General features: G+C 54.2%; 18 protein-coding genes and 1 riboswitch. Of the genes, 12 read left to right on the top strand and 6 right to left on the bottom strand.

The window, feature by feature from the left end:
* Nucleotides 1-32: 32 nt before the first annotated feature.
* The 3 genes from ACQ4N7_RS11585 to ACQ4N7_RS11575 all read right to left on the bottom strand — a co-directional run bounded on the left by ACQ4N7_RS11585 (nucleotide 33) and on the right by ACQ4N7_RS11575 (nucleotide 1,633).
* Nucleotides 33-419, bottom strand: coding sequence for a DUF1636 domain-containing protein (locus ACQ4N7_RS11585; RefSeq protein WP_430711759.1), 387 nt, complete (start codon nucleotides 417-419; stop codon nucleotides 33-35).
* 74 nt (nucleotides 420-493) lie between these two features.
* A complete protein-coding gene (locus ACQ4N7_RS11580; RefSeq protein WP_430711758.1) occupies nucleotides 494-931 on the bottom strand; it encodes a hypothetical protein in 438 nt (145 codons plus the stop codon).
* A gap of 112 nt (nucleotides 932-1,043) precedes the next feature.
* Nucleotides 1,044-1,247, bottom strand: a riboswitch (cobalamin riboswitch).
* A 68-nt stretch (nucleotides 1,248-1,315) separates the two neighbouring features.
* Nucleotides 1,316-1,633: a hypothetical protein gene (locus ACQ4N7_RS11575; RefSeq protein ID WP_430711757.1), complete on the bottom strand. Its 318-nt coding sequence runs from the start codon at nucleotides 1,631-1,633 to the stop codon at nucleotides 1,316-1,318.
* Nucleotides 1,634-1,885: 252 nt separating this feature from the next.
* Between ACQ4N7_RS11575 and ACQ4N7_RS11570 the strand changes: the two genes are divergently transcribed.
* The 4 genes from ACQ4N7_RS11570 to ACQ4N7_RS11555 all read left to right on the top strand — a co-directional run bounded on the left by ACQ4N7_RS11570 (nucleotide 1,886) and on the right by ACQ4N7_RS11555 (nucleotide 5,871).
* The gene (locus ACQ4N7_RS11570) at nucleotides 1,886-3,217 is read left to right on the top strand and encodes an aminopeptidase P family protein (RefSeq protein ID WP_430711756.1); all 1,332 of its coding nucleotides are present in this window, start codon (nucleotides 1,886-1,888) and stop codon (nucleotides 3,215-3,217) included.
* A 136-nt stretch (nucleotides 3,218-3,353) separates the two neighbouring features.
* Nucleotides 3,354-4,115 (top strand): response regulator transcription factor, encoded by a 762-nt coding sequence (locus ACQ4N7_RS11565; RefSeq protein WP_430711755.1) that lies wholly within the window; start codon nucleotides 3,354-3,356, stop codon nucleotides 4,113-4,115.
* Between the two features lie 202 nt (nucleotides 4,116-4,317).
* Entirely contained in the window at nucleotides 4,318-5,031 is a 714-nt protein-coding gene (locus ACQ4N7_RS11560) for a response regulator transcription factor (protein ID WP_430711754.1), read from the top strand.
* Between the two features lie 171 nt (nucleotides 5,032-5,202).
* Entirely contained in the window at nucleotides 5,203-5,871 is a 669-nt protein-coding gene (locus ACQ4N7_RS11555; protein WP_430711753.1) for a hypothetical protein, read from the top strand.
* Between the two features lie 11 nt (nucleotides 5,872-5,882).
* Here the strand turns inward: ACQ4N7_RS11555 and ACQ4N7_RS11550 are convergent, their stop codons facing one another.
* Both ACQ4N7_RS11550 and ACQ4N7_RS11545 read right to left on the bottom strand, forming a co-directional pair.
* A complete protein-coding gene (locus ACQ4N7_RS11550; protein ID WP_430711752.1) occupies nucleotides 5,883-6,692 on the bottom strand; it encodes a peptidoglycan recognition protein family protein in 810 nt (269 codons plus the stop codon).
* Between the two features lie 97 nt (nucleotides 6,693-6,789).
* The gene (locus ACQ4N7_RS11545) at nucleotides 6,790-7,236 is read right to left on the bottom strand and encodes a T3SS (YopN, CesT) and YbjN peptide-binding chaperone 1 (protein ID WP_106920606.1); all 447 of its coding nucleotides are present in this window, start codon (nucleotides 7,234-7,236) and stop codon (nucleotides 6,790-6,792) included.
* A gap of 303 nt (nucleotides 7,237-7,539) precedes the next feature.
* On the opposite strand from ACQ4N7_RS11545, the gene ACQ4N7_RS11540 reads away from it, so the two are divergent.
* Nucleotides 7,540-8,361 (top strand): HAD-IIB family hydrolase, encoded by an 822-nt coding sequence (locus ACQ4N7_RS11540; protein ID WP_430711751.1) that lies wholly within the window; start codon nucleotides 7,540-7,542, stop codon nucleotides 8,359-8,361.
* A gap of 207 nt (nucleotides 8,362-8,568) precedes the next feature.
* The gene (locus tag ACQ4N7_RS11535; protein WP_430711750.1) at nucleotides 8,569-9,780 is read left to right on the top strand and encodes a glycosyltransferase family 2 protein; all 1,212 of its coding nucleotides are present in this window, start codon (nucleotides 8,569-8,571) and stop codon (nucleotides 9,778-9,780) included.
* A 153-nt stretch (nucleotides 9,781-9,933) separates the two neighbouring features.
* Here the strand turns inward: ACQ4N7_RS11535 and ACQ4N7_RS11530 are convergent, their stop codons facing one another.
* Nucleotides 9,934-11,505 carry a DEAD/DEAH box helicase family protein gene (locus ACQ4N7_RS11530; protein WP_430711749.1) on the bottom strand — a complete coding sequence of 524 codons (1,572 nt, stop codon included), beginning with the start codon at nucleotides 11,503-11,505 and terminating at the stop codon, nucleotides 9,934-9,936.
* A 209-nt stretch (nucleotides 11,506-11,714) separates the two neighbouring features.
* Between ACQ4N7_RS11530 and ACQ4N7_RS11525 the strand changes: the two genes are divergently transcribed.
* From ACQ4N7_RS11525 to ACQ4N7_RS11500, 6 genes are all read left to right on the top strand, one after another.
* Nucleotides 11,715-12,677 carry an aldo/keto reductase gene (locus tag ACQ4N7_RS11525; protein WP_430711748.1) on the top strand — a complete coding sequence of 321 codons (963 nt, stop codon included), beginning with the start codon at nucleotides 11,715-11,717 and terminating at the stop codon, nucleotides 12,675-12,677.
* 23 nt (nucleotides 12,678-12,700) lie between these two features.
* Complete coding sequence (locus tag ACQ4N7_RS11520; RefSeq protein ID WP_430711747.1) at nucleotides 12,701-13,537, top strand: metal ABC transporter permease; 837 nt, start codon at nucleotides 12,701-12,703, stop codon at nucleotides 13,535-13,537.
* Nucleotides 13,538-14,706: 1,169 nt separating this feature from the next.
* Nucleotides 14,707-15,549 carry an ABC transporter permease gene (locus tag ACQ4N7_RS11515; RefSeq protein WP_430711746.1) on the top strand — a complete coding sequence of 281 codons (843 nt, stop codon included), beginning with the start codon at nucleotides 14,707-14,709 and terminating at the stop codon, nucleotides 15,547-15,549.
* Between the two features lie 8 nt (nucleotides 15,550-15,557).
* Nucleotides 15,558-16,814, top strand: a complete 1,257-nt coding sequence (locus ACQ4N7_RS11510) for an ABC transporter ATP-binding protein (protein WP_430711745.1) — start codon at nucleotides 15,558-15,560, stop codon at nucleotides 16,812-16,814.
* Nucleotides 16,815-16,830: 16 nt separating this feature from the next.
* On the top strand, nucleotides 16,831-18,453 hold the full coding sequence (locus ACQ4N7_RS11505) for a hypothetical protein (protein ID WP_430711744.1): 1,623 nt from the start codon (nucleotides 16,831-16,833) through the stop codon (nucleotides 18,451-18,453).
* A complete protein-coding gene (locus ACQ4N7_RS11500; protein ID WP_430711743.1) occupies nucleotides 18,453-22,172 on the top strand; it encodes a glycosyltransferase in 3,720 nt (1,239 codons plus the stop codon). Before ACQ4N7_RS11505 ends, ACQ4N7_RS11500 begins: the two co-directional genes overlap by 1 nt.
* Nucleotides 22,173-22,470: the final 298 nt, after the last annotated feature.

Genomic DNA, 22,470 nt, shown 5'->3' with positions numbered 1-22,470 from the left:
TTTCATTGCTTATCTACCTATCCATTCATTCACTAGCGAGCGATAGCAGCTTCCACTGCCTCAGCCGCCAGGGGAGGAAGAACGTAGGCGGTAGATTTTTTGATGACGGGCGATCGCAGCCCGTAGGGCACCTTACCCATATCAGCCGCAGCGTACTGGCGGCAAAATTCTGCCAGGTCGGGGGCGGCCTGGTGGGGCGACAGGTCGTTGAAGATGAAGGTGAGCTTGCCGGGGGCAGACAGGGCAGCGTTGCAGGCGCGATCGCAGGCGGCCATGCAGCGTACCGGCTGTAAATTAACCGTACCGTCTTCGATCTGGGACGCTAACTGGTCAATCAGGTGCTGGCCCCCGGTGGTGTCTCCCGTCTCAGCAGCGGGGAACTTGCACAGGGCGCAGACAAACAGAGTGGGTTGGGTCATAGGAATTGGCAAAATACGTCAATGGACTGCGCCAGCCATTGTTGTGGCCTCGGCGCGGGCGAAATTTAGGGCTGTTAGGGCTGTGGGGTCAGGCTAAACTCGGCGGCGCGATTGCCCATTTGGCGAAAGCACTCCGGCGGCGGCACGGCCCAGCCCTGCAGGCAGGTAATAGCGGGAGACGAGTCGGCCAGCAGCAGCAAAATGGCGTCCTGAGTCGGGTCGTAGGTGGCAATGGCTTCGTCTAGAGACAGCTGCTGATCGACAGCCAGATCCAAGCTGCCCCAGTAGCTAACCAAACTAGCCTGAGCGACAAAGCCCAGAGTGTAGGCTACAGCGGTGCGGCCCCAGTCCACCGTCGCGGTAGCTCCTGCCACCTCGCACACCACCATGCCCCGGCCCTGGGTTAGAAAACCCTGCCAGGCGGCGTGGCCGATGGGCAACCAATACTCGCGAATAAACAGCGGCTGCCAGTTTCCAGAGCAGCCCTGCCACACACTGTCATGACTTCGCATAGCTCTAACCCGCAGGAGGTTGGGTTAGAGGCGCAATTAAAAAGGGCCCTGAGCTACAACACCCCGGGAGCAAAACTTTATAAGCAGTCATCTGTACCTCGCAGATGGAAAGAAACGTGGGCATCCATCGGCGGGCATTCTGACTGACACAATTTTGAATTTGCGATTTTGGATTTTGGTTTCACGTTCCGCCAAAATCTAAAATTCGAAATCTAAAACCGGCTCACAGCTGCGGGACAGTGGCAGATTTTCACTGCGCTTTCCCCGTTTCCTTTAGCGGCTGATCTCCGCTAAAACCGACAGAGTTGCATACTAGCACTTAGGCCGCAGAAATACGTGCAGCCGGTCTAAATTCTTGACCTACGACAATACTTAATAACTGCGCTAGCGCCCCTGGGGGACATGGCGGCGACGGTAAGCGGCCATATAGACCACATTGTCGCCAGCGCGGTGGTCACCGTGGGCGGCAACTAGCCCAGCCGCTTTGACCTGCTTAGCTAAAGCTACGGGGAGGGTAGAGCCGGGCTCGGGGGGAACCCACAGCTGCTTGAAGCTAACGTTCAGTTCTGCCTCTGGAGCCCAGTCTTGCTGGCGCACCCAGCAGCGATCGCGATCGCACCGAATAACCACAAAGTCTGGCACATGGTCATCCTGCCCCTTGAGGCGCACCCGTGACCCTGGCCGAATTGTTAAGGAAGCCATAGCGCTGCACCTGAAGTAGGCTAGCCGTTATAGATCCAACAATAGTTCATTTGAACTGATTTTTGAACGGGAGATATACAAAAAATTAATTATTGAATTTATTCTAAAATATCGCGCTGAGATTTGGGGTTAACAGTCGGCACCGCCGAGTTAACGCCAGGTTTAGACATTCCCAGGGCTGGCTGCTCTAGGGCTAGTGCCTATGCCAGGCGGTTTGTGACAGACTAAAGACGTCGTCGGCTTTGGTTGTCTATGCCCCTTCAGACTGCCCCGCTACCGCTCGCCAGCGTGCTTCAGCAGCGCCGCGATCGCCTCGCCGAACTGCACCCCCAGCCGGTGCTGCTGTGGTCAGGGCAGGCAGTCGCGCGCAACTTTCCGGCCAATGTTTACCCCTTTCGGGCCAACAGCCATTTCTTGTATTTTGCCGGCCTGCCCCTGGCCAAGGCGGCTATTCACCTGGAGGGGGGCCGACTGACCTTGTTTATGGATGACACCTCCCCGGAGGCGGCCCTGTGGCATGGCCCCACCCCCAGCCGAGACGCCATTGCCGCCGAGATTGGGGCCGCAGCGGCCTACCCCTACGCCCAGGTAGACCACTATCGGGCCGAATCTGCAACACTACCCTTCCAGGCCAAATCTGACTCAGATCGCAGCCAAGCGCTGATAGAAGCCCTGGTCGCCCTCCGGCTGCACCACGACGACGAGGCCCTGGCGCAAATCAAGCGCGCCGCCGCCGTGTCGGTTGCCGCCCACCGGGCCGGAATGGCTGCCACACCCAAAGCCGCCACCGAAGCCGAGGTGCGAGCCGCCATGGAGCAAGTGATTGTGGCCGAGGGCATGACCTGCGCCTACAACAGCATCGTCACCGTCCACGGCGAGGTGCTGCACAACGAGCAATACCACCATGCCCTGGCTGCCGGTGACCTACTGCTGGCCGATATCGGGGCCGAAGCCCCCAGCGGCTGGGCCTCAGATATTACCCGCACCTGGCCGGTGTCGGGACGATTTACCGCCCCCCAGCGAGATATCTACGACGTGGTGCTGGCCGCCCACGATGCCTGCATTGCTGCGGCCCAACCCGGCGTCGAGTACCGCGATCTACATCTGCTCGCCTGCCGCACCCTGGCCGCAGGGCTGGTCGATCTGGGTTTGCTAAAGGGCCACCCCGATAGCCTGGTCGAACAGGACGTCCACGCCCTGTTCTTTCCCCACGGTGTAGGGCATCTGCTGGGTCTAGATGTGCACGATATGGAAGATCTGGGCGACGTGGCGGGGTATGCACCGGGGCGCAGTCGCAGCGATCGCTTTGGCCTGAAGTTTCTGCGGCTCGATCGCCCTCTGGCGGTCAATATGGTAGTCACCATTGAACCGGGGTTTTATCAGGTGCCCGGCATTCTAGGCCCGGCCCGGCAGTCAGGTCGATATAACAACACCGTCAATTGGGAACGACTGCAGGATTTTCAGCAGGTGCGCGGCATTCGTATCGAAGACGACGTACAGATTACCGCCACCGGCTGCACCGTTTTAACCGCCGCGCTGCCCACCCAAGCCGCCGCCGTCGAGGCGTTGGTGAGCGGTGGATAGAACTCCAGGTGAGTGCCGTCTAGCGGTTGCTGGGGTCAGGGGTTAGACTACCTTTATAAAGGTTTAGCCTTTTGCAGGCTATTTCACCCCTCTAGGGGCTGATATGATTGCAGTGAGCAGTTTTTAACCGTTCCCTATGAATTCTGTAAATCTCGCGGCCCAGTCCCAGCCTAACCTCAGGGTTGGCTTAGGTCGAGTACTGGTGGTCGAAGACGAAGAGCTAATTCGAGAAACGGTGGCCCTGGGCTTGGCCGAAGAGGGGTTTGACATTCTAGTGGCCGAAGACGGTCTGACGGCCCTCGATATGCTGGGGGGCACCTCAGTGTCGAGCCGCGCCGATCGCCCCGAAATTAACCTGGTAGTGCTCGACCTGATGCTGCCCGGCATGAACGGGCTGGATCTGTGCCGCCTGCTGCGTCACCAGGGCATTGATGTGCCCATTTTGGTACTCAGCGCTAAGGGCACCGAAACCGACCGGGTGGTAGGTCTGGAAATTGGCGCTGACGACTATCTCAGCAAGCCCTTTGGCATGCGTGAACTGGTGGCCCGCTGTCGGGCACTGCTGCGCCGGCAGCGGGGCAGAGCTACTGCCGAAAAAGACAACGTGCTCAAGTTTGAAGATATTACGCTGCACCCCCAGGAGTGCCGTGTTTTTCTCCAGGGTGCAGAAATTAATCTTTCGCCCAAAGAGTTTAGAATTTTAGAGCTCTTTATGGGGCAGCCTCGGCGGGTTTGGTCGCGCGATCAGATTATTGATCAGGTATGGGGCCACGACTTTATGGGCGACAACAAAACTGTAGATGTTCACATTCGCTGGATTCGCGAAAAGCTGGAGGTTGACCCCAGTCATCCTCAGTATCTCAAAACCGTACGCGGCTTTGGCTACCGTCTGGGCTAGCGCTCGTGTCCTACGCTTTGTTAAGAATGGCTGAGCGGTCACTCCTAAGCGGTTTAACTTCAGCAACAAATAAACCCGTAGCTCAAATTCTCGTTTAGGCTATGGAGGCAGGGGTGCATAACCGGGCTGCGTGCCAGGGTCTAAGTCATGGCCGTTGGCCGTTGAGCTTTACCTGCCAATGCTTTAGACCTGGTGTAACGTCATGCCGCTCACCATTTTAATTGCGGAAGACGACGAAGGCACTCGCCTTTCGCTGTGTGACTATTTAGAGCTTGAGGGCTACTCCGTGCTGATGGCCAGCCACGGTGAAATGGCGCTACAGCAAGTGTTTAGCCATCAGCCTCAGCTGATTATTACCGACGTTGGTATGCCTGGGCTCAACGGCTACGACCTGGTGCAAAAGGTGCGCCAGTTTCCGGCCTTTCGACTGCTGCCGGTTATTTTCCTGACCGCCCACAACCAGATTCAGGATCGGATTAAGGGCTACCAGCTGGGCTGCGATCTATACCTGCCCAAACCCTTTGAGCTGCAGGAGATTGGGGCTATTGTGCGCAACTTGCTGGAGCGATCGCAGCTAATTCAGTCAGCGTGGATTCAGCAGGTGGCGCTGAGCACCGCCCAGCAGCGCGCGCTACAAACCAGTGATGTGCCCTCAGAGGTGCTGACCCAGGCTGTTCCAGAAGCGGCGGTCTCCTGGTCGCCGCCCCCAGTAGATCTGGTGGCGGGCTTCACCGCCCGCGAGCAAGACGTTTTAGCGCTGCTGTCTGACGGGTTGTCGAATGCCCAAATTGGCGATCGCCTGTTCTTAAGCCCTCGCACCGTCGAGAAGTACGTCAGCAGCCTGCTGCGCAAGACCGAAACCAACAATCGCTCCGAGCTGCTGCGGTTTGCGATCAGCCATCACCTGGTGCCCTAATATCCGCAGGTCTTAGGAAGAAGGATTTTTAATCTCGTGAGATAGCCATCTCGGCTGCTTACGGTTAGCCGTTTTGCCCAACCTAAAACGTGGATTAATAAAATCCCTGCTCCTGGCCCCCGGTACACCGCAGGCGCACCAACTCCAAATTATGCTTGTAACACTTCAATCGTGGCGCGTTTTCTAACCTCAATTCTGCTGTTGCTGCTGCCGCTAGCGGGCTGCCGCTTGCCAGCCACCCCCGATTCCCAAGTGGAGCCGCCTGCCGATGTGGCCGAGCCCGCTCAACCCGCTGCCGATACTCTGGTAATTCCGGGGCAGCGGGTTGGTCCTGTGACCGCCGATACCAGCAGGGCCGACTTGGCCGCTTACTATGGCGAGGCCGCCCTTGAAGACGCTCCGATTGCCATGGGAGAAGGTACCACAGCCGCTGGGACGGTCGTAACCCCTGGTTCTGACCAGCAGTTTTCGGTCGTTTGGCAAGATGCTAGCCAAACTCGGCCTCAGCTGATCAAAGACTTTGGCCCCGCCTGGCAAACCCCAGAGGGGCTAGGGGTCGGCATTCCCTACTCAGAGGTGGAAGCTATTTTGGGCGACTTTGCGCTCTACGGTTTTGCCTGGGACTATGGCGGTACCGTAATGCTGGAAGGAAGTCAGCTGGAGTTGTACGACGGCTACCTGCTGCTGCGGCTAGAACCAACGGCGACAGCCATCGAGCAGTACCCCGATGCTTACCAGGCGGTGATGGGTGACCAGCTGTTGGCTAGCGACGACCCTAACCTGGATATACTGCAGCCGTCCATTTACGAAATGGTGGTGTATTTTGAACCGCTGCCCTAGCCCACAGGCCCTCAGCCTGACAGCCCACTGCGGGTGGGATAGCGGCGCAGCAGCGCAAAGAACCCTTGCCCATTGAAGCTACGCGGATCCATTCGGCTGCCGGAGCGATCGACCGCCTGGTGAGTGGTAATGCGGCTGTCGGGAATAGTGGTTTGGGCCAGCAGCCAGGCCAGGGAGGCATACTGAGCCTGGGTGTAACCGCTGTGACTGCGGCGGTTGTTCATACCGTCACCCGGAGTTTCTAGGGAAACGTGGTAGGCAAAGTTGTTGACCGAGGGGGGAAAGGCCGCGTTGGTGCGCACGGTCTCTGGCCCGTTGGGGCCGTTAAATACTGAATTGCCTGCGCCAAAGGCACGCTTTTCGGGCGGCACGATGTAGTAGATCGTGCCGTCGCGACCGATCAGGGCGTGGTAGCTGACCTGATCCTGGTCGCGGGGGTGATGGGTGCGAAACAGGTTGATAGCGCTCTGGGCTGAGCCCACGGTCTCGTGCAGCACGGCGATAAAGTCGTTTTGCACGACACGCCCGTTGATGTCGGTGGCATAGCGATCGCCGTAGTTAGAGGGGTCGGCCAGGGCCGTAACCTGGCGCGGCGGAGCCGCCTGGGCCACTTGCAGGTCGGCGTAGGTTAACTCGCTATCGTCGGACGGCAGCGCCTTAAGAAACTGTAGCGACGCTCCTGGCGAGGCTTGAATCGGGGATAGACGGCTCACCGTCAGCTGCGATGGCAGTGGTTTTGCCGCCTGGGCCGAGGCCAGTCCCGTAGTCAGCAGCGCGATCAAAAATCCTGCCAAACCAATCCAAATCCAGCGACGAGCCACGGCGGCTTCCCTCAGTGCGGTTAGTTTATTTTGTAGCGCGGATTGAGCGAAATGAAAGCTGCTGCCGCGATCAATTCTTCAAGCGGCCCAGTGCCGATCAGGACGCCCAGCGATCGAGGGCGCGCTTGCCGCCCCAGCGAGCGACAATTTCGTCGTCGTAGTTGTCGGCAATGCGGATAACGGTGGTGACAGAGTGGTTCAACCCCCGGCGATCGCAGGTTTCGCCGACCAAACTGTGCTCAAACACAATGTCATCTTCGGCGTCGTAGGCAAAGCGGCCAAAGTAAATGCCGTTGTTTTCGCGCAGCAGGTAGTAGCTCAGTTCGGCGGTGAGCTGAATGTTGGTAACAACGTAGGACCGAGTTGTGATCAGGGTTTCATCCTGGTGCCAGGGCACAACCCGAGTAGATGCGACGGCCGAGCCCAGGTTGACGATGAACAGAGGCTCATCCTCAAAGACCACCAGCGATTCGCCAAACAGCTCGTGCATCCAAGGCAAAATACGATGGTAAACCGCCTCCTGGCCGGGGGTTCTAAACTCCATAACAGTCATAGCGAGGGCGAACAGCAAGACCTCAGCCGTAGGCTAAAGCCTTAACAGATTATCCTTAGAGCAGCCCTAAAGAAAAGCCGCCGAGGTATTGTCTTACCGCTGCTTTAGAAAGGGAAAGTCAGAAAAATCTGGGGAAATGCCCCGCAATCGCCCTAAAGCGGCCAAAAGCAGGGCAAGGCTACCTCTGCGGCAGGCTTTGAGTGGTTTTATCTGGGTTGTTTCTTAACGTATTGGTAGCACCGCCCCCGGCCCTCACGCTGTTACACCTACCTGTACCTCTACTTCGTCACCTCTATGGCCTGTATTGTATTTACCGACCTCGACGGCACCTTGCTCAATGGTGAAACCTACGCCTACGCAGCGGCCTTGCCCACCCTGGCCAAGCTCGCGGCCCTGGGCATTCCGGTGGTGCCCGTGACCAGTAAAACTCGCCAGGAAGTCGCTCAGCTGCGCCAGGATGTGGGGCTGAGCGACCCGTTTGTGGTCGAAAACGGCAGCGCTGTTTACATTCCCGTCGATCATTCTCGCTTTGCCCTGCCGCCGGGCGACGACGTGGATGGCTATCGGGTGCTGCAGCTGGGCTGCAACTACGTCACCGCTCGGGCTGGGCTGAAGGCGATCGCCCAGGATTTGGGCCGCCCCCTCAAAGGCTTTGGTGACTGGAGCGTGGAACAGGTGGTGCAGCTGACGGGGCTATCGCCCAGTGAGGCGAAGCAGGCTAAGGCCCGCGAGTTTACCGAGCCCTTCATGACTCCCAAAAACGTGCCCGCCGAGCAGCTACGCGAGGCGGTCGAGGCGATGGGCTTTCGGGTGGTAATTGGCGATCGCTTTTCTCACCTGATTGGGGCCGAGGCGGGCAAGGGCAACGCTGTACATCAGCTGGTGCAGCTCTTTCAAGCCCAAAATCCTGATGCTAAAACCACGGCCACCATCGGCCTGGGCAACAGCCCCAACGACCTCGACATGCTCGAAAACGTCGACTACCCGATCGTGCTGCCCAGTGCCCACGGCCCCCACCCCCAGCTGGCCGACCGGGGCTGGCCAGTCGCGATCGCCCCTGCCCCTGAGGGCTGGGCAATGGCTGTCGAGACTGCCCTGACCCAAATTGCCGCCTAGCGGCACAGGCTGAACCACCGCAGCTATACGGATGTTTGAAGCTCCTGTGAATCTAGGGGCTGGGAGAGGGCTGCGATCGCCCCAGTTCGGTAGGGTAGCTAGAAACGAGGTGGGGCCATCGGCGGTCCCGCAGGACCTGCCGCGATAGTTCAACACAACAGTTCGGGCAACCTGAAAGCAACGATTTACTGGGGAAGATTGGCCGCTATGAACGCAAGTTGGAGCGCATTGCTCACCGCAGCCCTGGCCGCAGTTCTAGCCACTGTGCCGCTGCTGCTGCTGGTCACCTCAGCCTTTTTGGCTCTGGAATGTCTGGCGGCCCTGCTCAGCCGCACCGCTTCGGCCCCGCCTGCCCGGCCTGCCGATCGCTCCCTGGCGGTGCTGGTGCCCGCCCACAACGAAGCGGGCGGCATTGGGGCCACGCTAGCCACGATTACCCCGCAGCTGCGGCCCGGCGATCGCCTGGTAGTCATTGCCGATAACTGCACCGACAGTACTGCTGTCGAAGCCCGTCAGGCCGGGGCTACCGTCATCGAGCGCCAGGACTCAACCCAGCGCGGCAAGGGCTATGCCCTCGACTTTGGCCTGCGCCACCTGGCCGAGAATCCTCCCGCTGTGGTGGTTTTGGTCGATGCCGACTGTACCCTACATCCCGGCGCGTTGGCCGCCCTGGCCAGCCAGGCCCAGCAGGCCAACCGTCCTGTCCAGGCCGTTTATCTTATGGAAAAGCCTGCCAATCCTGGGCTAAAGGACGGAGTTTCGGCCTTTGCCTTTAAGGTCAAAAACTGGGTGCGCCCACAGGGGCTGTACGCTCTGGGGCAGCCCTGTCTGCTGACGGGCACCGGCATCGCCATGCCCTGGGCAGCGGCAACCTCGGTCAGCATCGCCAGCGGCCACATCGTCGAAGACATGAAGCTGGGGCTGGATCTGGCCCTGGCGGGCTACGCGCCTCAGTTTTGCCAGGCCGCCTGGGTGACCAGCCGCCTGCCCAGCGGCGACCAGGCCACCACCACCCAACGCACCCGCTGGGAGCACGGCCACCTGCAAATCTTTACCGAGTACGTGCCCAGGCTGCTAGGTCAGGCCGTCCGGCAACGACGGCTGGATCTGCTGGCCCTGGCCCTGGAGCTATCGGTGCTGCCGATTACGCTGCAGGTGATGGCTGTGGTCGCGATCGCCCTCCTCAGCCTAGTTATCGCCCTGGCTGGCCTCAGCTGGCTGCCCGCCACCCTGGCCCTGGCGGCCCTGGTCTGCCTGATAATGGGCATCAGCCTAGCCTGGGTGGGCTATGGTCGCAGCGACCTGTCGCTGCAAGACCTTTTAGCAGTGCCCGCCTACATGCTGAGCAAGTTCTCGATCTTCTCTAAGTTCTTAACCAAGCCCGAACAAACCTGGATCCGCACCGAACGCGACGGATAGGTAAGGGCCGTAGGGTGCATTCCCGCGAAGCGCAATGCACCAAAAAGGATTCATGCCAAGAGGCGGTGCATTGCTGCGCGTAGGCTTTGCCGCGCCCCGGCGCTATTCACCCTACAGTTGACTGACTTAGCGTTATGTACACTACGTTTGCGGTTAAATCACCTGGCGCAGATTGGCCAAGCGGTTAAAGCTGCCGGGGCCGCATTCTTTCTCGAACTCCTGCACAATCCAGTCCTGGCGCTTGCCGATGCGCTTGGCGCTCTTTTGCAGGTACTCGAAGTACTCCAGCATTTGCTGAGGGGTGGGCCTGGGGCCAAAAATAGAGCCAAAGCACCAGGCATCTTTTGGCCACCGACCACAGTGCTCCCAGAACGATCGCTCAGCCCAGGTCGGTGCGTTGCGGCGCATGTAGGCACGGCGGCGGTGACTGTGAAACAGCTCCACCAGGGTGGGGATGTCGTTAATCTGGTGGGCCTGGTCAGCGGAGTAGATTTCCACCATGTCTTCCAGGTTGAGCGGGCGTTCGGTAATCCACTGGTGGCCGCAGTCGGGGCACTTGGCAATAAACGCCAGCACGATGCGGCCGCACTGGGGGCAGGGCTTCATCGGCGGGGGCTTGCTCTCGCCGCCGCCATCTTTCTTCACCGGCAGGTGGTAGTCCTTGATGTCTTCGGGAAAGCCGAGGCGCTCCAGGTTGCCCGCCTGGTCAAGAATCATGCCGTACAGCTTGCCGGTCTGGGGCGAGATGCGCATGACGCGGCCAATCTGCTGCAGGTGCAGGGCGCTTGACTGCGTGGGCCGCAGCATTAGCCCCACCTCCACGCTGGGTTCATCAAAGCCGATGCTGATCACGTTGCAGGAGGTGAGCACCAAGATCTTTTCTTCCCGCAGGTCGCTGTACATGCGCTTGCGGTCTTTGATTGGGGTGCCCCCCTCTACCGTATCGGCGGGGATACCGGCGGCGTTGAAGGCATCAGCGACGTGGCGGGCGTGCTCAATATCGACACAGAAAGCGATCGTGCGCTTGCCGGGGCAGAGGCGCTGCCATTCGCGCACAATTTTTTCGATCAGTTCGGGGCGATCGCAGGCATTCTTCAGCCCAGCTTCATCGTAGTCGCCCCGCACGGTCTTGACTTCCTTCAGGTTGGCCACCCCGTCAGGAGGCATGCTGTAGTACTTCATCGGGGCCAAAAAGCCCCGCTGTTGCAGGTCGCTGGGCACAGGCGAGGCCACCAGGGTATCCATGTAGTCGCCCAGCTGCTCTTTGCCCAGGCGCTCCGGCGTCGCTGTCATCACCAGGTGTACCGCATTGGGAAAGGTCTTGAGCACCTTCTTGCCGACCTGGCTGAACAGGGTGATGTGCCCCTCGTCGTAGAACACCACGTCGGGCACCCACTGCTTCCACCACTGCCGCTTCGACATGGTTTGAATGCTGGCGATCTGAATTGGCGCGTCGCGGTTTTCTTCCCAGCCCGCCTTGATAAAGCCGCAGTGCAGCCCAAAGGACTTCATTTTTTCGTAGGTCTGACCCACTAGCACGTCTAAGTGCACCAAAAACATTAGCCGCTTGCCTGCCCCTTCCGCATGGGCACAGATCTGCCCGCTGATTACCGTCTTGCCCGCCCCGGTACCCGCCACGATCGCCACCCGCTTGTGCCCCTCGTTGAGCTTGCGGTAGAGGTCATTGATCAGATCAACCTGGTAGGGGCGGAGTTGAGGGGGCATGGGGAAGTGGATGGGTGGGCGGGTGGATGGGTGGGTGGGTGAAGGTTCAAGGTATATGGTTTACGGTATGAGGCAAAGCCGCAAACCCTCTATCTCTGACACCGGATACCCGAAACCCTACTCAATAATAAACAAGTACTAGCTTCCGCTCCCCAGATCAAGCCTGGCATTATTATGCAGTTGACGAATTTGGGGACGGGCGCTTGAGCATGGACACTCGCAGGCTGGGCAATACCGATATTGAGATCACGCCGCTGATCTTTGGCACCTGGCAGGCGGGTAAGAGCGGCTGGGTTGATATCGAAGACCAGGCGGTGATTGACGCGATGCAGGCGGCCCTGGATGCAGGGATCACCACCTTCGACACGGCGGAGGTCTACGGCAACGGCTACTCTGAGGAACTGGTGGGTAAGGCGCTGGGAGACAGGCGCGATCGCGTTATATTAGCGACTAAAGTTTTCGCCAACCACTTAAAGCACGACCAGGTGATCGAGGCCTGCGAACATTCGCTCCGGCGGCTGCAGACCGAAGTAATTGACCTGTACCAGATTCACTGGCCCGCTGGCTCCTTCAATAGCGACATGGTGCCCATTGGTGAAACCATGGGGGCGCTGAACCAGCTCAAAGAGCAGGGCAAAATTCGGGCGATCGGGGTTTCGAATTTTTCTAAGTCCCAGCTTGAAGAAGCGATCACCTATGGCCGCATCGACGGCCTGCAGCCGCCCTACTCCCTCTTCTGGCGCGGGGTCGAGGCCGAACTGCTGCCCTACTGTGTCGAGAATAACCTCACCATTCTGGCCTACTCGTCGCTGGCCCAGGGGTTACTGACGGGCAAGTTTGGCCCCGATCACCAGTTCCCTAAAGAAGACATTCGCAGCAAAACCAAGCTGTTTCAGCCGCCGCTCTACGACAAAGCCCAGGCCGCCCTGGAAAAGCTGCGCCCGATCGCCCGTCGCCACCACACCACGCTGGGCAATCTGGCCCTGGCCTGGCTGGTGGCTCAACCTCAGACGACTGCGATCGTCGGCGCACGCAATGTTGAGCAGGCGAAGGAAAATGCTCAGGCTGCTTCAGTTTCTCTCTCTGATGCCGATTTGGCTGAAATCGACGTCATCAGCCGCACCGTGACCGATCATCTGCCCAGCAATCCAGTAATGTGGAACTTTGGGTAGTCCTTTCGTGATAGTCAAACGTGATGGACTGGCTTTTGGATCCGCTCAGCTATGACTTTATGCGCCAGGCGCTGCTGGCGAGCTTTTTGGTCGGCATTCTTTGCCCAGTCGTTGGCACCTACCTGATTGTGCAGCGCATGGCCATGCTGGGGGACGTAGTGGCCCACGGGGTGCTGCCGGGACTAGCGATCGCCAGCTTCCTCAACCTGCCTGTCCTGCTTGGAGCGTTTACCTGCGGTCTGTTCAGTACCTTCGTTATCACCTGGATTCGCACCCAGTCGCGCATTAAGGCCGATACCGCGATGGCGATCACCTTTTCCACCTTTTTCTCCCTGGGCATTACCCTGCTGACGGTGTTGCGCAGTCGGGTTTCCCTAGAGCAGCTGCTGTTTGGCGACATTCTCAGTATTCGTTCTAGCGATGTCTGGCAAATTGCGGCGATCGCCGGGCTGGTGCTGGTCGGCGTTGGCTTGTTTTACAAAGAGCTGTTGTTCTTCACCTTCGACCCCCTCGGGGCCGAAGCCCTCGGGCTGCCCGTCAACCGCATCAACCTGGGCCTAATGGCGGGCATCACCCTCGCCATTATCGCCGGCATCAAAACTGTAGGCGTGATCCTGGTCGTGGCCCTCATGGTTGGCCCTGCCGCCACCGCCTACCTACTGGTCAAAGAGCTGCACTGGATGATGGCCTTAGGTGCTACCCTAGGCGTGCTATTTAGTGTGGTAGGTATGTACAGCAGCTACTATCTCGATATCCCGTCGGGACCTGCGATCGGCCTGACCGTGTTTGCTGGCTTTTTGCTGGCACTGTTGTTTAGTCCTTATCAGGGATTGCTAACTCGACGCCTCGAAAATATTTAGGGTTTTCTTTCGACGTTTAAATCGCACCATACAGGGCAACTTTCTGAACAGGGATGAGGCATTGTTTAGCTTCCCCAACTTTGTGCATTACTGCCAACGATGCTATCCCAAACTTCGCGACTGTTCCCTAGACTTTGCTGCTGGCAGTAGTAGCTCAATCCAACTCAAACGAGTCATGGGTCAAATCGCTAATGTAGGTTGTATTCTTCATTCTCACGGGGCTGTAGGACTGGTAATCTTACCCTAAACCTGTGTTTTTACTACCTGTCCGACTTGTCAAACGCCGTTTTAGGCATCATTGACGAATACGAAAAAAAGTTATAACTCTCGTCAGAGCGACGAGTAGAAGCGATAGTCCTTCGTAGCTCAGGTTTCTGTTCCGAAAGCTCATTGAAAAGTGCTTGAGGTGTTTGAAACGTCAAGTTCGACAAGCCTTCTCCTAGCAGGAGAACTTACGGCTTGGTATCACGCTCTCCTCAAGTAAGTTGCGTCCTAACTTAAGTGACTGTAGCTATATCCTACCCCTAGGGCATCAGGTGTAGGGCATCCCGGTGAATAGTGGCGGGGTCTCGGGAACTGCCGTCGCCTTAGGCTAGGCTGATCGCCTCTAGGTCGTTATTGACCATCAGGTACACCAACGGTTCAAAGCTGTGGTACGGTTCTTAACGACTGTTTGCAGTTGCGTTAATTAGACGCACAACGAAACTGAGGCTATGCTTGAAGAATAAGCGTAAGCCATATAGTTGATGCTACAACAGGGTCGATCGGTTGACTACTTGGTGGCTGCTGGAGAAACCTACTTACTGGAGGAGTTTTTAGAGAAGGCCTTCGGGTATGTCAATCTACGTAGGCAGACGATGCGTCCTTTGATGAGTGGCATTTGCGCTTCCCATGAGTAGATTTACTTATTACCGATCCGTGCAAAGCTAGCTAAATCTTGGGATTGAATTTCTTTGTAAGCTTTAGTGAGCTATTGATGTTGACGGTAGAAGACGATTTACAGGCCATTCTCATAGGGAGATATACTGCTCAACGTGATGTGTTTGAAATTGCTACTTCGTCTCAAGCGTAAAAACTAATGAGTTCGATTTGGCTAATTGAAACGGGTTCGAAGCTCTGAAAAGAATTGCTGCCCTGCTGTTAATAGTTGCCTAAATGGTCGTGTAGATATGGATGCACCGATTAAAATTAGACGCTCTAGACGCTCCAGTAAGATCAAAGGCTTATTGCTCTCGGCGTGGGAATATCGCTACTTTATTCTGTCGTCGATTAAGGTTGAGTTTAAAGGCCGTTTTGCGCGTAGTCGCTTGGGAGCGTTGTGGATTATTCTCCATCCTCTTATCCAAGCAGCTACTTTTGCTTTAGTACTGGGTCAGTTACTTTCTGGCCGATTGCCCGATATGGCTGACAATAAGCTGGCCTATCCAATTTACTTACTGTCTGGTACTTTAGCTTGGGCGCTCTTTACAGAGGTCGTCATAAAATGCTTGACGATGTTTATTGACAATGCCAATCTGCTTAAAAAAATGGTATTTCCTAAAGTTTGTCTACCACTAATTGTTACTGGTTCCGCACTGGTCAATAATGTTTTTCTATTGACTGCAATTTTATTGGTTGTTATAGTTCTGGGGTTTATTCCTGGCTCAAATATTGTCTGGATACCAGTTCTGACAGTTGTCAACTTAGCCCTAGCTTTAGGCATTGGCCTAATAATAGGCGTACTCAATGTTTTTATGCGAGATATTGGGCAAGTTGTAACGGTTGTATTGCAGCTTGCGTTTTGGTTCACCCCCATTGTATACAGCCCTAATATTGTGCCAGAGGCCTTACAAGGTTGGATGAAGCTTAATCCAATGTTCTGGGTCGTTCAAGGGTACCAAAATGCCGTACTTTATAACGTGCCGCCATCGTGGTTACAGTTAAGCTGGGTCAGCCTGCTAGCCCTAGTATTACTTGCCATATCAATGGTTCTCTTTAAACGAGCGAGTAGCGAGATTGTGGATGCGTTATGAGCCTACCCGTGTTGCAAGTTACTAATCTGGGCAAAGCCTACCGCAAATATCATTCTGAGTTAAATCGTATCGCCTCTTGGTTCGGTTTGCCTACAAAATCAGTAAGCGAGCAATGGGTTTTGCGGGAAATTTCCTTTTCTGTAGCCCCCGGTGAAGCGGTTGGCATCGTTGGCCAAAATGGGGCCGGTAAAAGCACCTTATTAAAGCTGATCACCGGCACCCAAAAACCTAGTATTGGAAGCGTGACTGTCAACGGTCGCACCTCAGCCATATTAGAATTGGGTATGGGCTTTAACCCAGAGTTAACTGGACGACAAAATGCTTGCCATGCCGCAGGACTAATGGGTTTTAACCGTCGCGAAATAGAGCATATGCTTCCGATGGTAGAAGAGTTTGCGGATATTGGTGAGTATTTCGATCAGCCAGTTAACATTTATTCCAGCGGCATGCAAATGCGAGTGGCATTTGCTCTAGCGACCTCCTTCAAACCTCAACTCTTGATTGTAGATGAGGCTCTTTCAGTAGGTGATGCAGCTTTCCAGAGGCAGTGTTTCCGAAGACTCGAGGAGTACCTAAATGAAGGCATGTCACTTCTCCTAGTCAGCCATGACATAGAAAGTGTCAAGAAAATATGTTCTAAGGCACTGTTTATTAATCAGGGCCTAAATCAAGGTTTTGGCGAAGCTAAAGAAATCTGTGAAGAATACGAGCGCTATCTTTTTGGCAATAAAAATTATCAAGAAGACTCATCTGAAACCTCTCTGAAAAAAGATGCATCACTGCTTGACTCTTCTTTGGTTGTTACTAATGAGTTAAGCTATGGAGATGGGCGGGCTGTAATCGAAGATGTATGGCTAGAGTGTGAAAACAAAAAGCGGGTTAATGTTATTGGAACAGGGAGTGTTTTCTACATAAAAAGTCGTATACGTTTTAATGCCTTAGTTGAAAATCCAAAAATTGCCTTTTTGATCAAAACTACAGAGGGAATTTCAATTTATGGTACTGACACAAAGAATCTAAAGGAGCAAGGCGGAAGCTATAAGGCTAAAGATCGCATTCTTTGCTCTTTTCGCGTCAGCAATCATCTTGCTGACGGCACCTATTTTCTTAATTTTGGCGTTAAAGATTTTAATAGCCAAGACTCTTTATTTATTCATCGTCGCGTGGATGTTTTGATGTTTAGAATACAAACGAGTCGAGATTTGAATTATTCAGGCCTTGTTAACTTGAACGCCACCTTTTCTATGCAGCCAGATTTGCTGTAATAATTCCATCAAGATTATGATTTCCAGTCATCAGCCGATTTTCATTCATTCGTTATTTAGAACCGGAAGCACTTATATATTTAATGTATTTCGTCGTTCTAATAAGGGTTACTCCTGTTACCAGGAACCGTTAAATGAGTATATCTTTTTTTCGAAAGATATGCCAGGGAGGTTGCTTGATGTTGGCTCTAAAGAAGCCCTTTATTGGAGGCATCCATCCATAAAAGATCCTTATTTCTATGAGTTTTACAAAATTTTTGGAAGTATTCAAAATTTACTTCGGAAGGAGTTCTCTTATGATCACTATTTTGCAAGTAATCTAACTAGTACCCCAGGATTTTATGAGTATATTAAAGCATTAATAAATAATTCAAATGGCAGGCCCCTTTTACAACTCTGCCGCTCCCTAGGCAGAGCCGCGATGCTCAAGTCTCACCTGGGAGGCGTTCATGTTTATCTCTGGCGTAATCCCTGGGATCAGTGGTGGTCATGTAAGCTTGGATTCGACACGAATCATCTCTTGATCTTAAATGCTGCCAATTTACCAAGCTTCTTAGGTGAGCTTAGGCAGTTTTTTGGAGTTCCTGAGTTTCACTCAGAGAATATTTTTGAGGAATATAACTTTTTTTCAGAACCTTGGCTGAGTTCTCGGCAAAGCTACATGTTGTTTTATGCGCTATGGTGCTATGGAATGCTTGAGGCATTGCCTTATTGTGATATCAGTATTGATATTGATAATCTGAGTTACTCAGAGAAGTACAAGGAAGAAACTCTATTGCGGCTTTCTGGTTTTGATATAAATGAATTAGACTTTTCTGATTGCAAAGTACCTATAGGGGTTTATGACTCAAAGGATATTGATTTTTTTCGCGAAAATGAAAATTTTATTCACGATCTTTTGATAAGGCATGGCTACAGTAAAAGCCAAATTGACCAGATTCAGGAAAGGAGAATTAAACATCAGGTAACTTTGTACGAGCAAGGGGGAATTACTTTTGATGTATCGAGAGACGCATCGCGAGCCAGAGAACTTACCCGAAAATATGAAACAGAGCTTGCCGAACTTCGGAGTAAGGTATTAAAGCCCCTGGAAGGGGAGTATCAGCGTTTGCAAGGAGAGTATCAACTCTTGCAAGAAGAGTTGATACTCTTACAAGGGGAGCATCAACTCTTACAAGGGGAGTATCAGAACGTCTCTAGGGAAATCTATGACCTGAAACATGGGCGACTCTGGCGTATTACAGCTCCATTCCGCCGAGTTGGCGATTTAGAAAGATACCTTAAGCAACGATATCGGCAGAAAAACTTAGGAAGAGATACGTCTAGTCCTAAGAAAATCAAGCTTACTTTAAAGAAGCTACTGTTATGTCTTGTACGGCAGAGTCTAAGACTGACTTCTGCAAGTCTAAGATTGCTTCCCCAGCGAATGCACCGATCCCTTAAGGTCAGAGTTTTGTCTTTTTTTGGACGCTTTCCTTGGCTTAAAAGAAGTTTTAAGCGTCTGTATCTTGTAAGCCTTGGGTATTTGGTGCGGGAGTCAAATCTGCCGACAGAATTGCAGCACATCTCCCCCCATGCTCGCAAAATACATGCTGATTTGCAGGCAACTGTGGCAAGACAACAGAGAAGGGGCAATTGATGCGTATTGTTATTGACATGCAAGGCGCTCAGTCCGAAAGCCGTTTCCGCAGCATCGGACGTTATACCATTGCCTTTTCGAAGGCAATCGTACGAAATCGTGGTGAGCACGAGGTTATTCTGGCGCTGAGCGATTTGTTCCCTGAAACCATTGAGCCTATTCGTGCAGCCTTCGATGGTTTGTTGCCGCAGGAAAACATCCGGGTGTGGCATGCTATTTGCCCGGTACTTGAAAGACATTCCCGGAATGATGCTCGCAGAGAAGTCGCTGAGCTAATTCGCGAGGCCTTTCTCGCTAGTTTACAGCCAGATATCATACACATTTGCAGTTTGTTTGAAGGCTATGTCGATAATGCAGTAACCAGTATTGGGCGCTTTGATACGAACACGCCTGTCAGTGTTACTCTTTGTGATTCAATTACATTGTCAAATCTAAATCGGTATTTAAAGCCCAATCTTTCCTTTGAAGAATATTATCTTCGGAAGATTGAACACCTGAAAAGGGCAAATCTTTACTTTTCTATTTCTGAGACGTCACGACAAGAAAGCATTCAATTACTGGGACAATCAGAGTCTCTTTTTATTAATGGATTGGTGGGTGCTGAAGCACATTTCAAGCCTGAAGTAGTTGTTGAAGTTGATGCTGCCAAGCTTCGGGAGAAATTCAGCCTGCGCAGACAATTTGTGCTCTATAACGGTGGCGTAGGCGATCTCGAAAACCTGCACCGGCTGATTGAAGGCTTTGCCGCATTGCCTATTGATCTGCGCAGTCGTTATCAATTGCTTCTGGCTGGAGAAATGGCTGATGACAATGTTGTCCAATTTAAGCGAGTTGCACAGCGTATCGGCCTTGGGGAAGATGAGTTGTGCTTTACGGGTTATGTCAATGATCAGGAACTCGTCCAGCTTTACAACCTTTGTGCTCTTTACGTTTTTCCTTCCTGGCATGAAGGTTGTGGTTTGCTGGCGGCGCTGGAAGCCATGCAATGTGGCAAGGCAGTCATTGCCAGCAACACGTCTAGCCTGCTGGAGGTCATAGGGCGTGATGATGCACTGTTCGACCCTTTTGACACCAATGCCATCACCACGAAAATGGCGCAGGTGCTGAGCGATGACATCTTCCGCGTCGAACTTGAACGACATGGGCTAGAGCAAGCACGAAAATTTAGCTGGGATGACAGTGCTTGCAAAGCGTGGCAAGCCTTTGAAGCAAGTGTTAACGTCGAAAAAAAAGCTGTTCAGATATCATCGCAGCGACCCCGTCTGGCCTATGTGTCGCCTCTGCCGCCGGAGGCGAGCGGCATCAGCGATTACAGTGCCCAGCTGCTGCCAGAACTTGCTCACTACTATCGTATCGAGGTAATTGTCGCGCAGGAGCAGATGGCGGATCCCTGGGTGCGAGCCAATTGCCCAATCCGCGACGTGACCTGGTTTCGTCAGCATGCCCATGAGTTTGATCGGGTACTGTACCACTTCGGCAACTCGCCCTTTCACAGTCACATGTTTGGGTTGCTGTACGATCATCCTGGTGTAGTGGTGTTACATGATTTCTTCCTTTCCAACATCGTTGCCCATCGGGATGCGACAGGAGAGAACCTTTACGGCTGGGCCAGGGCATTGCAGGAGTCGCACGGTTGGGCGGCGTTGGCGGCGCGTTTCCAGGACCAGGCTACGGCCGACGTCGTTTGGGCCTATCCCTGCAACCTGCAGGTCCTACAGGATGCACTTGGGTTGATCGTTCATTCCGACTATTCCCGCCAATTGGCACGCGAATGGTATGGCGAACGGGCGGCCGACTCCTTTCGCCTGGTACCGCTTGCGCGCAAGCCAGCTGGCGAGTCAGACCGGATCCGTGCACGGTGTGCGCTGGGTGTAGGAAAAAACGAGTTTGTTGTTTGTAGTTTTGGTCTGCTTGGCCCACATAAGCTAAATCATCGCCTACTTTCCGCCTGGTTGGCGTCACCCTTGGCTCAGGATCGGAAGTGCCGCTTGGTTTTTGTGGGGCAGAATCACGATGGCGATTATGGAGCCGAGCTGGTACGCAACATTCGCGATGCGGCGGGCGGCAGCCGCATCGAAATCACTGGATGGGCTGACAGCGGCATCTTCAGCCACTGGTTAGCGGCAGCTGATGTGGGTGTGCAACTGCGCACCCTTTCGCGCGGTGAAACTTCAGCAGCTGTGCTGGATTGCATGAACTATGGCTTATCTACCATCGTGAACGCCAACGGCTCGATGGCCGAGCTGGATCAAAACGCCGTGTGGATGCTGCCGGATGAGTTCGACGATAGCCAGCTCGTCGAAGCCTTGACCACGCTGTGGTCGGACAGGCAGCGTCAGGTTGAGCTTGGCAAGAGGGCTCGCCAAGTGATTGCGAAGTACCATGCTCCTCGCCACTGTGCCGCCATATATGCCGAAGCCATCGAAGGGTATTACCAGCAGGCAGCTGTCGGCATACCGGGTTTGCTGGCCGCCATCGTTGAGCAGAAACCTGTTTTACCGTCACCGGAATGGCCAGCACTGGCTGCCTGCGTGGCAAAGAACGTGCCGCCGCGTCCGCGGCGCAGGCAATTACTGGTTGATATTTCGGCGCTAGTTGAAACAGATTTAAGAACCGGCATCCAGCGTGTTGTACGTGCGATATTAATGCATTGGTTGCTTACCCCGCTGTCCAGTTGGCAGATCGAGCCGGTGTACGGCATCACAGAGGCATATGGCTACCGCTACGCACGCCGTTTCACCAGCCGTTTTCTCGGTGTGTCTGAAGATTGGGCGGTTGATGAGATCGTCGAGGCCTATCCAGGCGATGTGTTTTTCGCACTGGACTTCCATAGTGGCCAAGTACTCAGACAAGCCCATGTATTGGGAGACTGGTATCGACGTGGGGTGGGCATTCATTTCCTTGTGTATGATCTGCTTCCTGTGTTGAGGCCCGAGGTATTTCCGTATGGCAGTCAAGACATGCACAAACGCTGGTTGGAAACCATAGTGCAGTTTGACGGTGCCATCTGTATTTCACGTGGTGTAGCCAACGAACTACAAGCATGGCTCCAGATGTTTGGCCCCAAGCGAGAGAGGCCTTATAAGGTGCAGTGGTTCTATCTGGGCGCTGATCCCGAAAACAGCGCCCCCAGCACGGGCATGCCGACCGATGCGCCGCAAATTCTGGCAGCACTACAGGCCCGGCCAAGCTTTCTGTCGGTGGGCACCATCGAACCGCGTAAAGGCCATGCCCAAACTCTGTCTGCCCTTGAAGTGTTGTGGGCACAGGGCGACGATGTCAATTTGGTACTGGTGGGCAAGCAAGGCTGGATGGTGGAAGCGTTGGGAGAGCGTTTACGCAATCATGCCAAGTTGGGCAAGCGTCTGTTCTGGCTCGAAGGCATTAGCGACGAATATCTGGAAAAGGTCTACGCTGCCAGTACCTGTTTGATTGCTGCTAGTGAGGCCGAAGGATTTGGGCTCCCGCTGATCGAAGCGGCGCAACATAAGTTGCCGATCATCGCCAGAGACATCCCTGTATTCCGTGAAGTAGCAGGGGGGCATGCGTTTTATTTTGAAAACTCGAAAGACCCGCAAGTCATTGCCAAGGCAGTTGCGCAATGGATTGAGTTAAACGCCAGCGGTCAAGCACCGCAATCGGAAAAAATGCCGTGGTTAACTTGGGAAGAAAGCGCCAAGCAGTTAATCAGCTTGCTGGGTGTTACATTGCAAAAATAATAGGAGAGCTTACAGTCAATAAAATATTTCAATCAGCGACAGAAATTTCCAAGTATTTTCAGGCGAGGTTTGTGCATTTGAATCATCTCCAGCAACCTAATCCAAGGTGAAGCGTATATTTCTAAATGGACAATCGATAATTTTTGAGGGGCTCGGGATAGAGGTATAATCTCCTGCAATCCCGGCTAGGCTGTGCTTACTTTGAACTTGGGTAGCGATTTCACAATCCAGTTGAGCAACACAGCCGTTTGATGTAGCCCTGGAATAATCACACCTTAAAGGATCTAAGCGAGACCCT

The organism is Nodosilinea sp. AN01ver1 (assembly GCF_050565655.1).
GTDB lineage: Bacteria > Cyanobacteriota > Cyanobacteriia > Phormidesmidales > Phormidesmidaceae > Nodosilinea.
This window is presented reverse-complemented; position numbering and strand designations above follow the sequence as displayed.

Coding starts and splice junctions, on each gene's coding strand:
- ACQ4N7_RS11580 (WP_430711758.1), bottom strand. CDS start 931: ATGCGAAGTCATGACAGTGTGTGGCAGGGCTGCTCTGGAAACTGGCAG.
- ACQ4N7_RS11505 (WP_430711744.1), top strand. CDS start 16,831: ATGATTTCCAGTCATCAGCCGATTTTCATTCATTCGTTATTTAGAACC.
- ACQ4N7_RS11575 (WP_430711757.1), bottom strand. CDS start 1,633: ATGGCTTCCTTAACAATTCGGCCAGGGTCACGGGTGCGCCTCAAGGGG.
- ACQ4N7_RS11500 (WP_430711743.1), top strand. CDS start 18,453: ATGCGTATTGTTATTGACATGCAAGGCGCTCAGTCCGAAAGCCGTTTC.
- ACQ4N7_RS11525 (WP_430711748.1), top strand. CDS start 11,715: ATGGACACTCGCAGGCTGGGCAATACCGATATTGAGATCACGCCGCTG.
- ACQ4N7_RS11545 (WP_106920606.1), bottom strand. CDS start 7,236: ATGGAGTTTAGAACCCCCGGCCAGGAGGCGGTTTACCATCGTATTTTG.
- ACQ4N7_RS11560 (WP_430711754.1), top strand. CDS start 4,318: ATGCCGCTCACCATTTTAATTGCGGAAGACGACGAAGGCACTCGCCTT.
- ACQ4N7_RS11585 (WP_430711759.1), bottom strand. CDS start 419: ATGACCCAACCCACTCTGTTTGTCTGCGCCCTGTGCAAGTTCCCCGCT.
- ACQ4N7_RS11530 (WP_430711749.1), bottom strand. CDS start 11,505: ATGCCCCCTCAACTCCGCCCCTACCAGGTTGATCTGATCAATGACCTC.
- ACQ4N7_RS11520 (WP_430711747.1), top strand. CDS start 12,701: ATGGACTGGCTTTTGGATCCGCTCAGCTATGACTTTATGCGCCAGGCG.
- ACQ4N7_RS11515 (WP_430711746.1), top strand. CDS start 14,707: ATGGATGCACCGATTAAAATTAGACGCTCTAGACGCTCCAGTAAGATC.
- ACQ4N7_RS11570 (WP_430711756.1), top strand. CDS start 1,886: ATGCCCCTTCAGACTGCCCCGCTACCGCTCGCCAGCGTGCTTCAGCAG.
- ACQ4N7_RS11535 (WP_430711750.1), top strand. CDS start 8,569: ATGAACGCAAGTTGGAGCGCATTGCTCACCGCAGCCCTGGCCGCAGTT.
- ACQ4N7_RS11565 (WP_430711755.1), top strand. CDS start 3,354: ATGAATTCTGTAAATCTCGCGGCCCAGTCCCAGCCTAACCTCAGGGTT.
- ACQ4N7_RS11540 (WP_430711751.1), top strand. CDS start 7,540: ATGGCCTGTATTGTATTTACCGACCTCGACGGCACCTTGCTCAATGGT.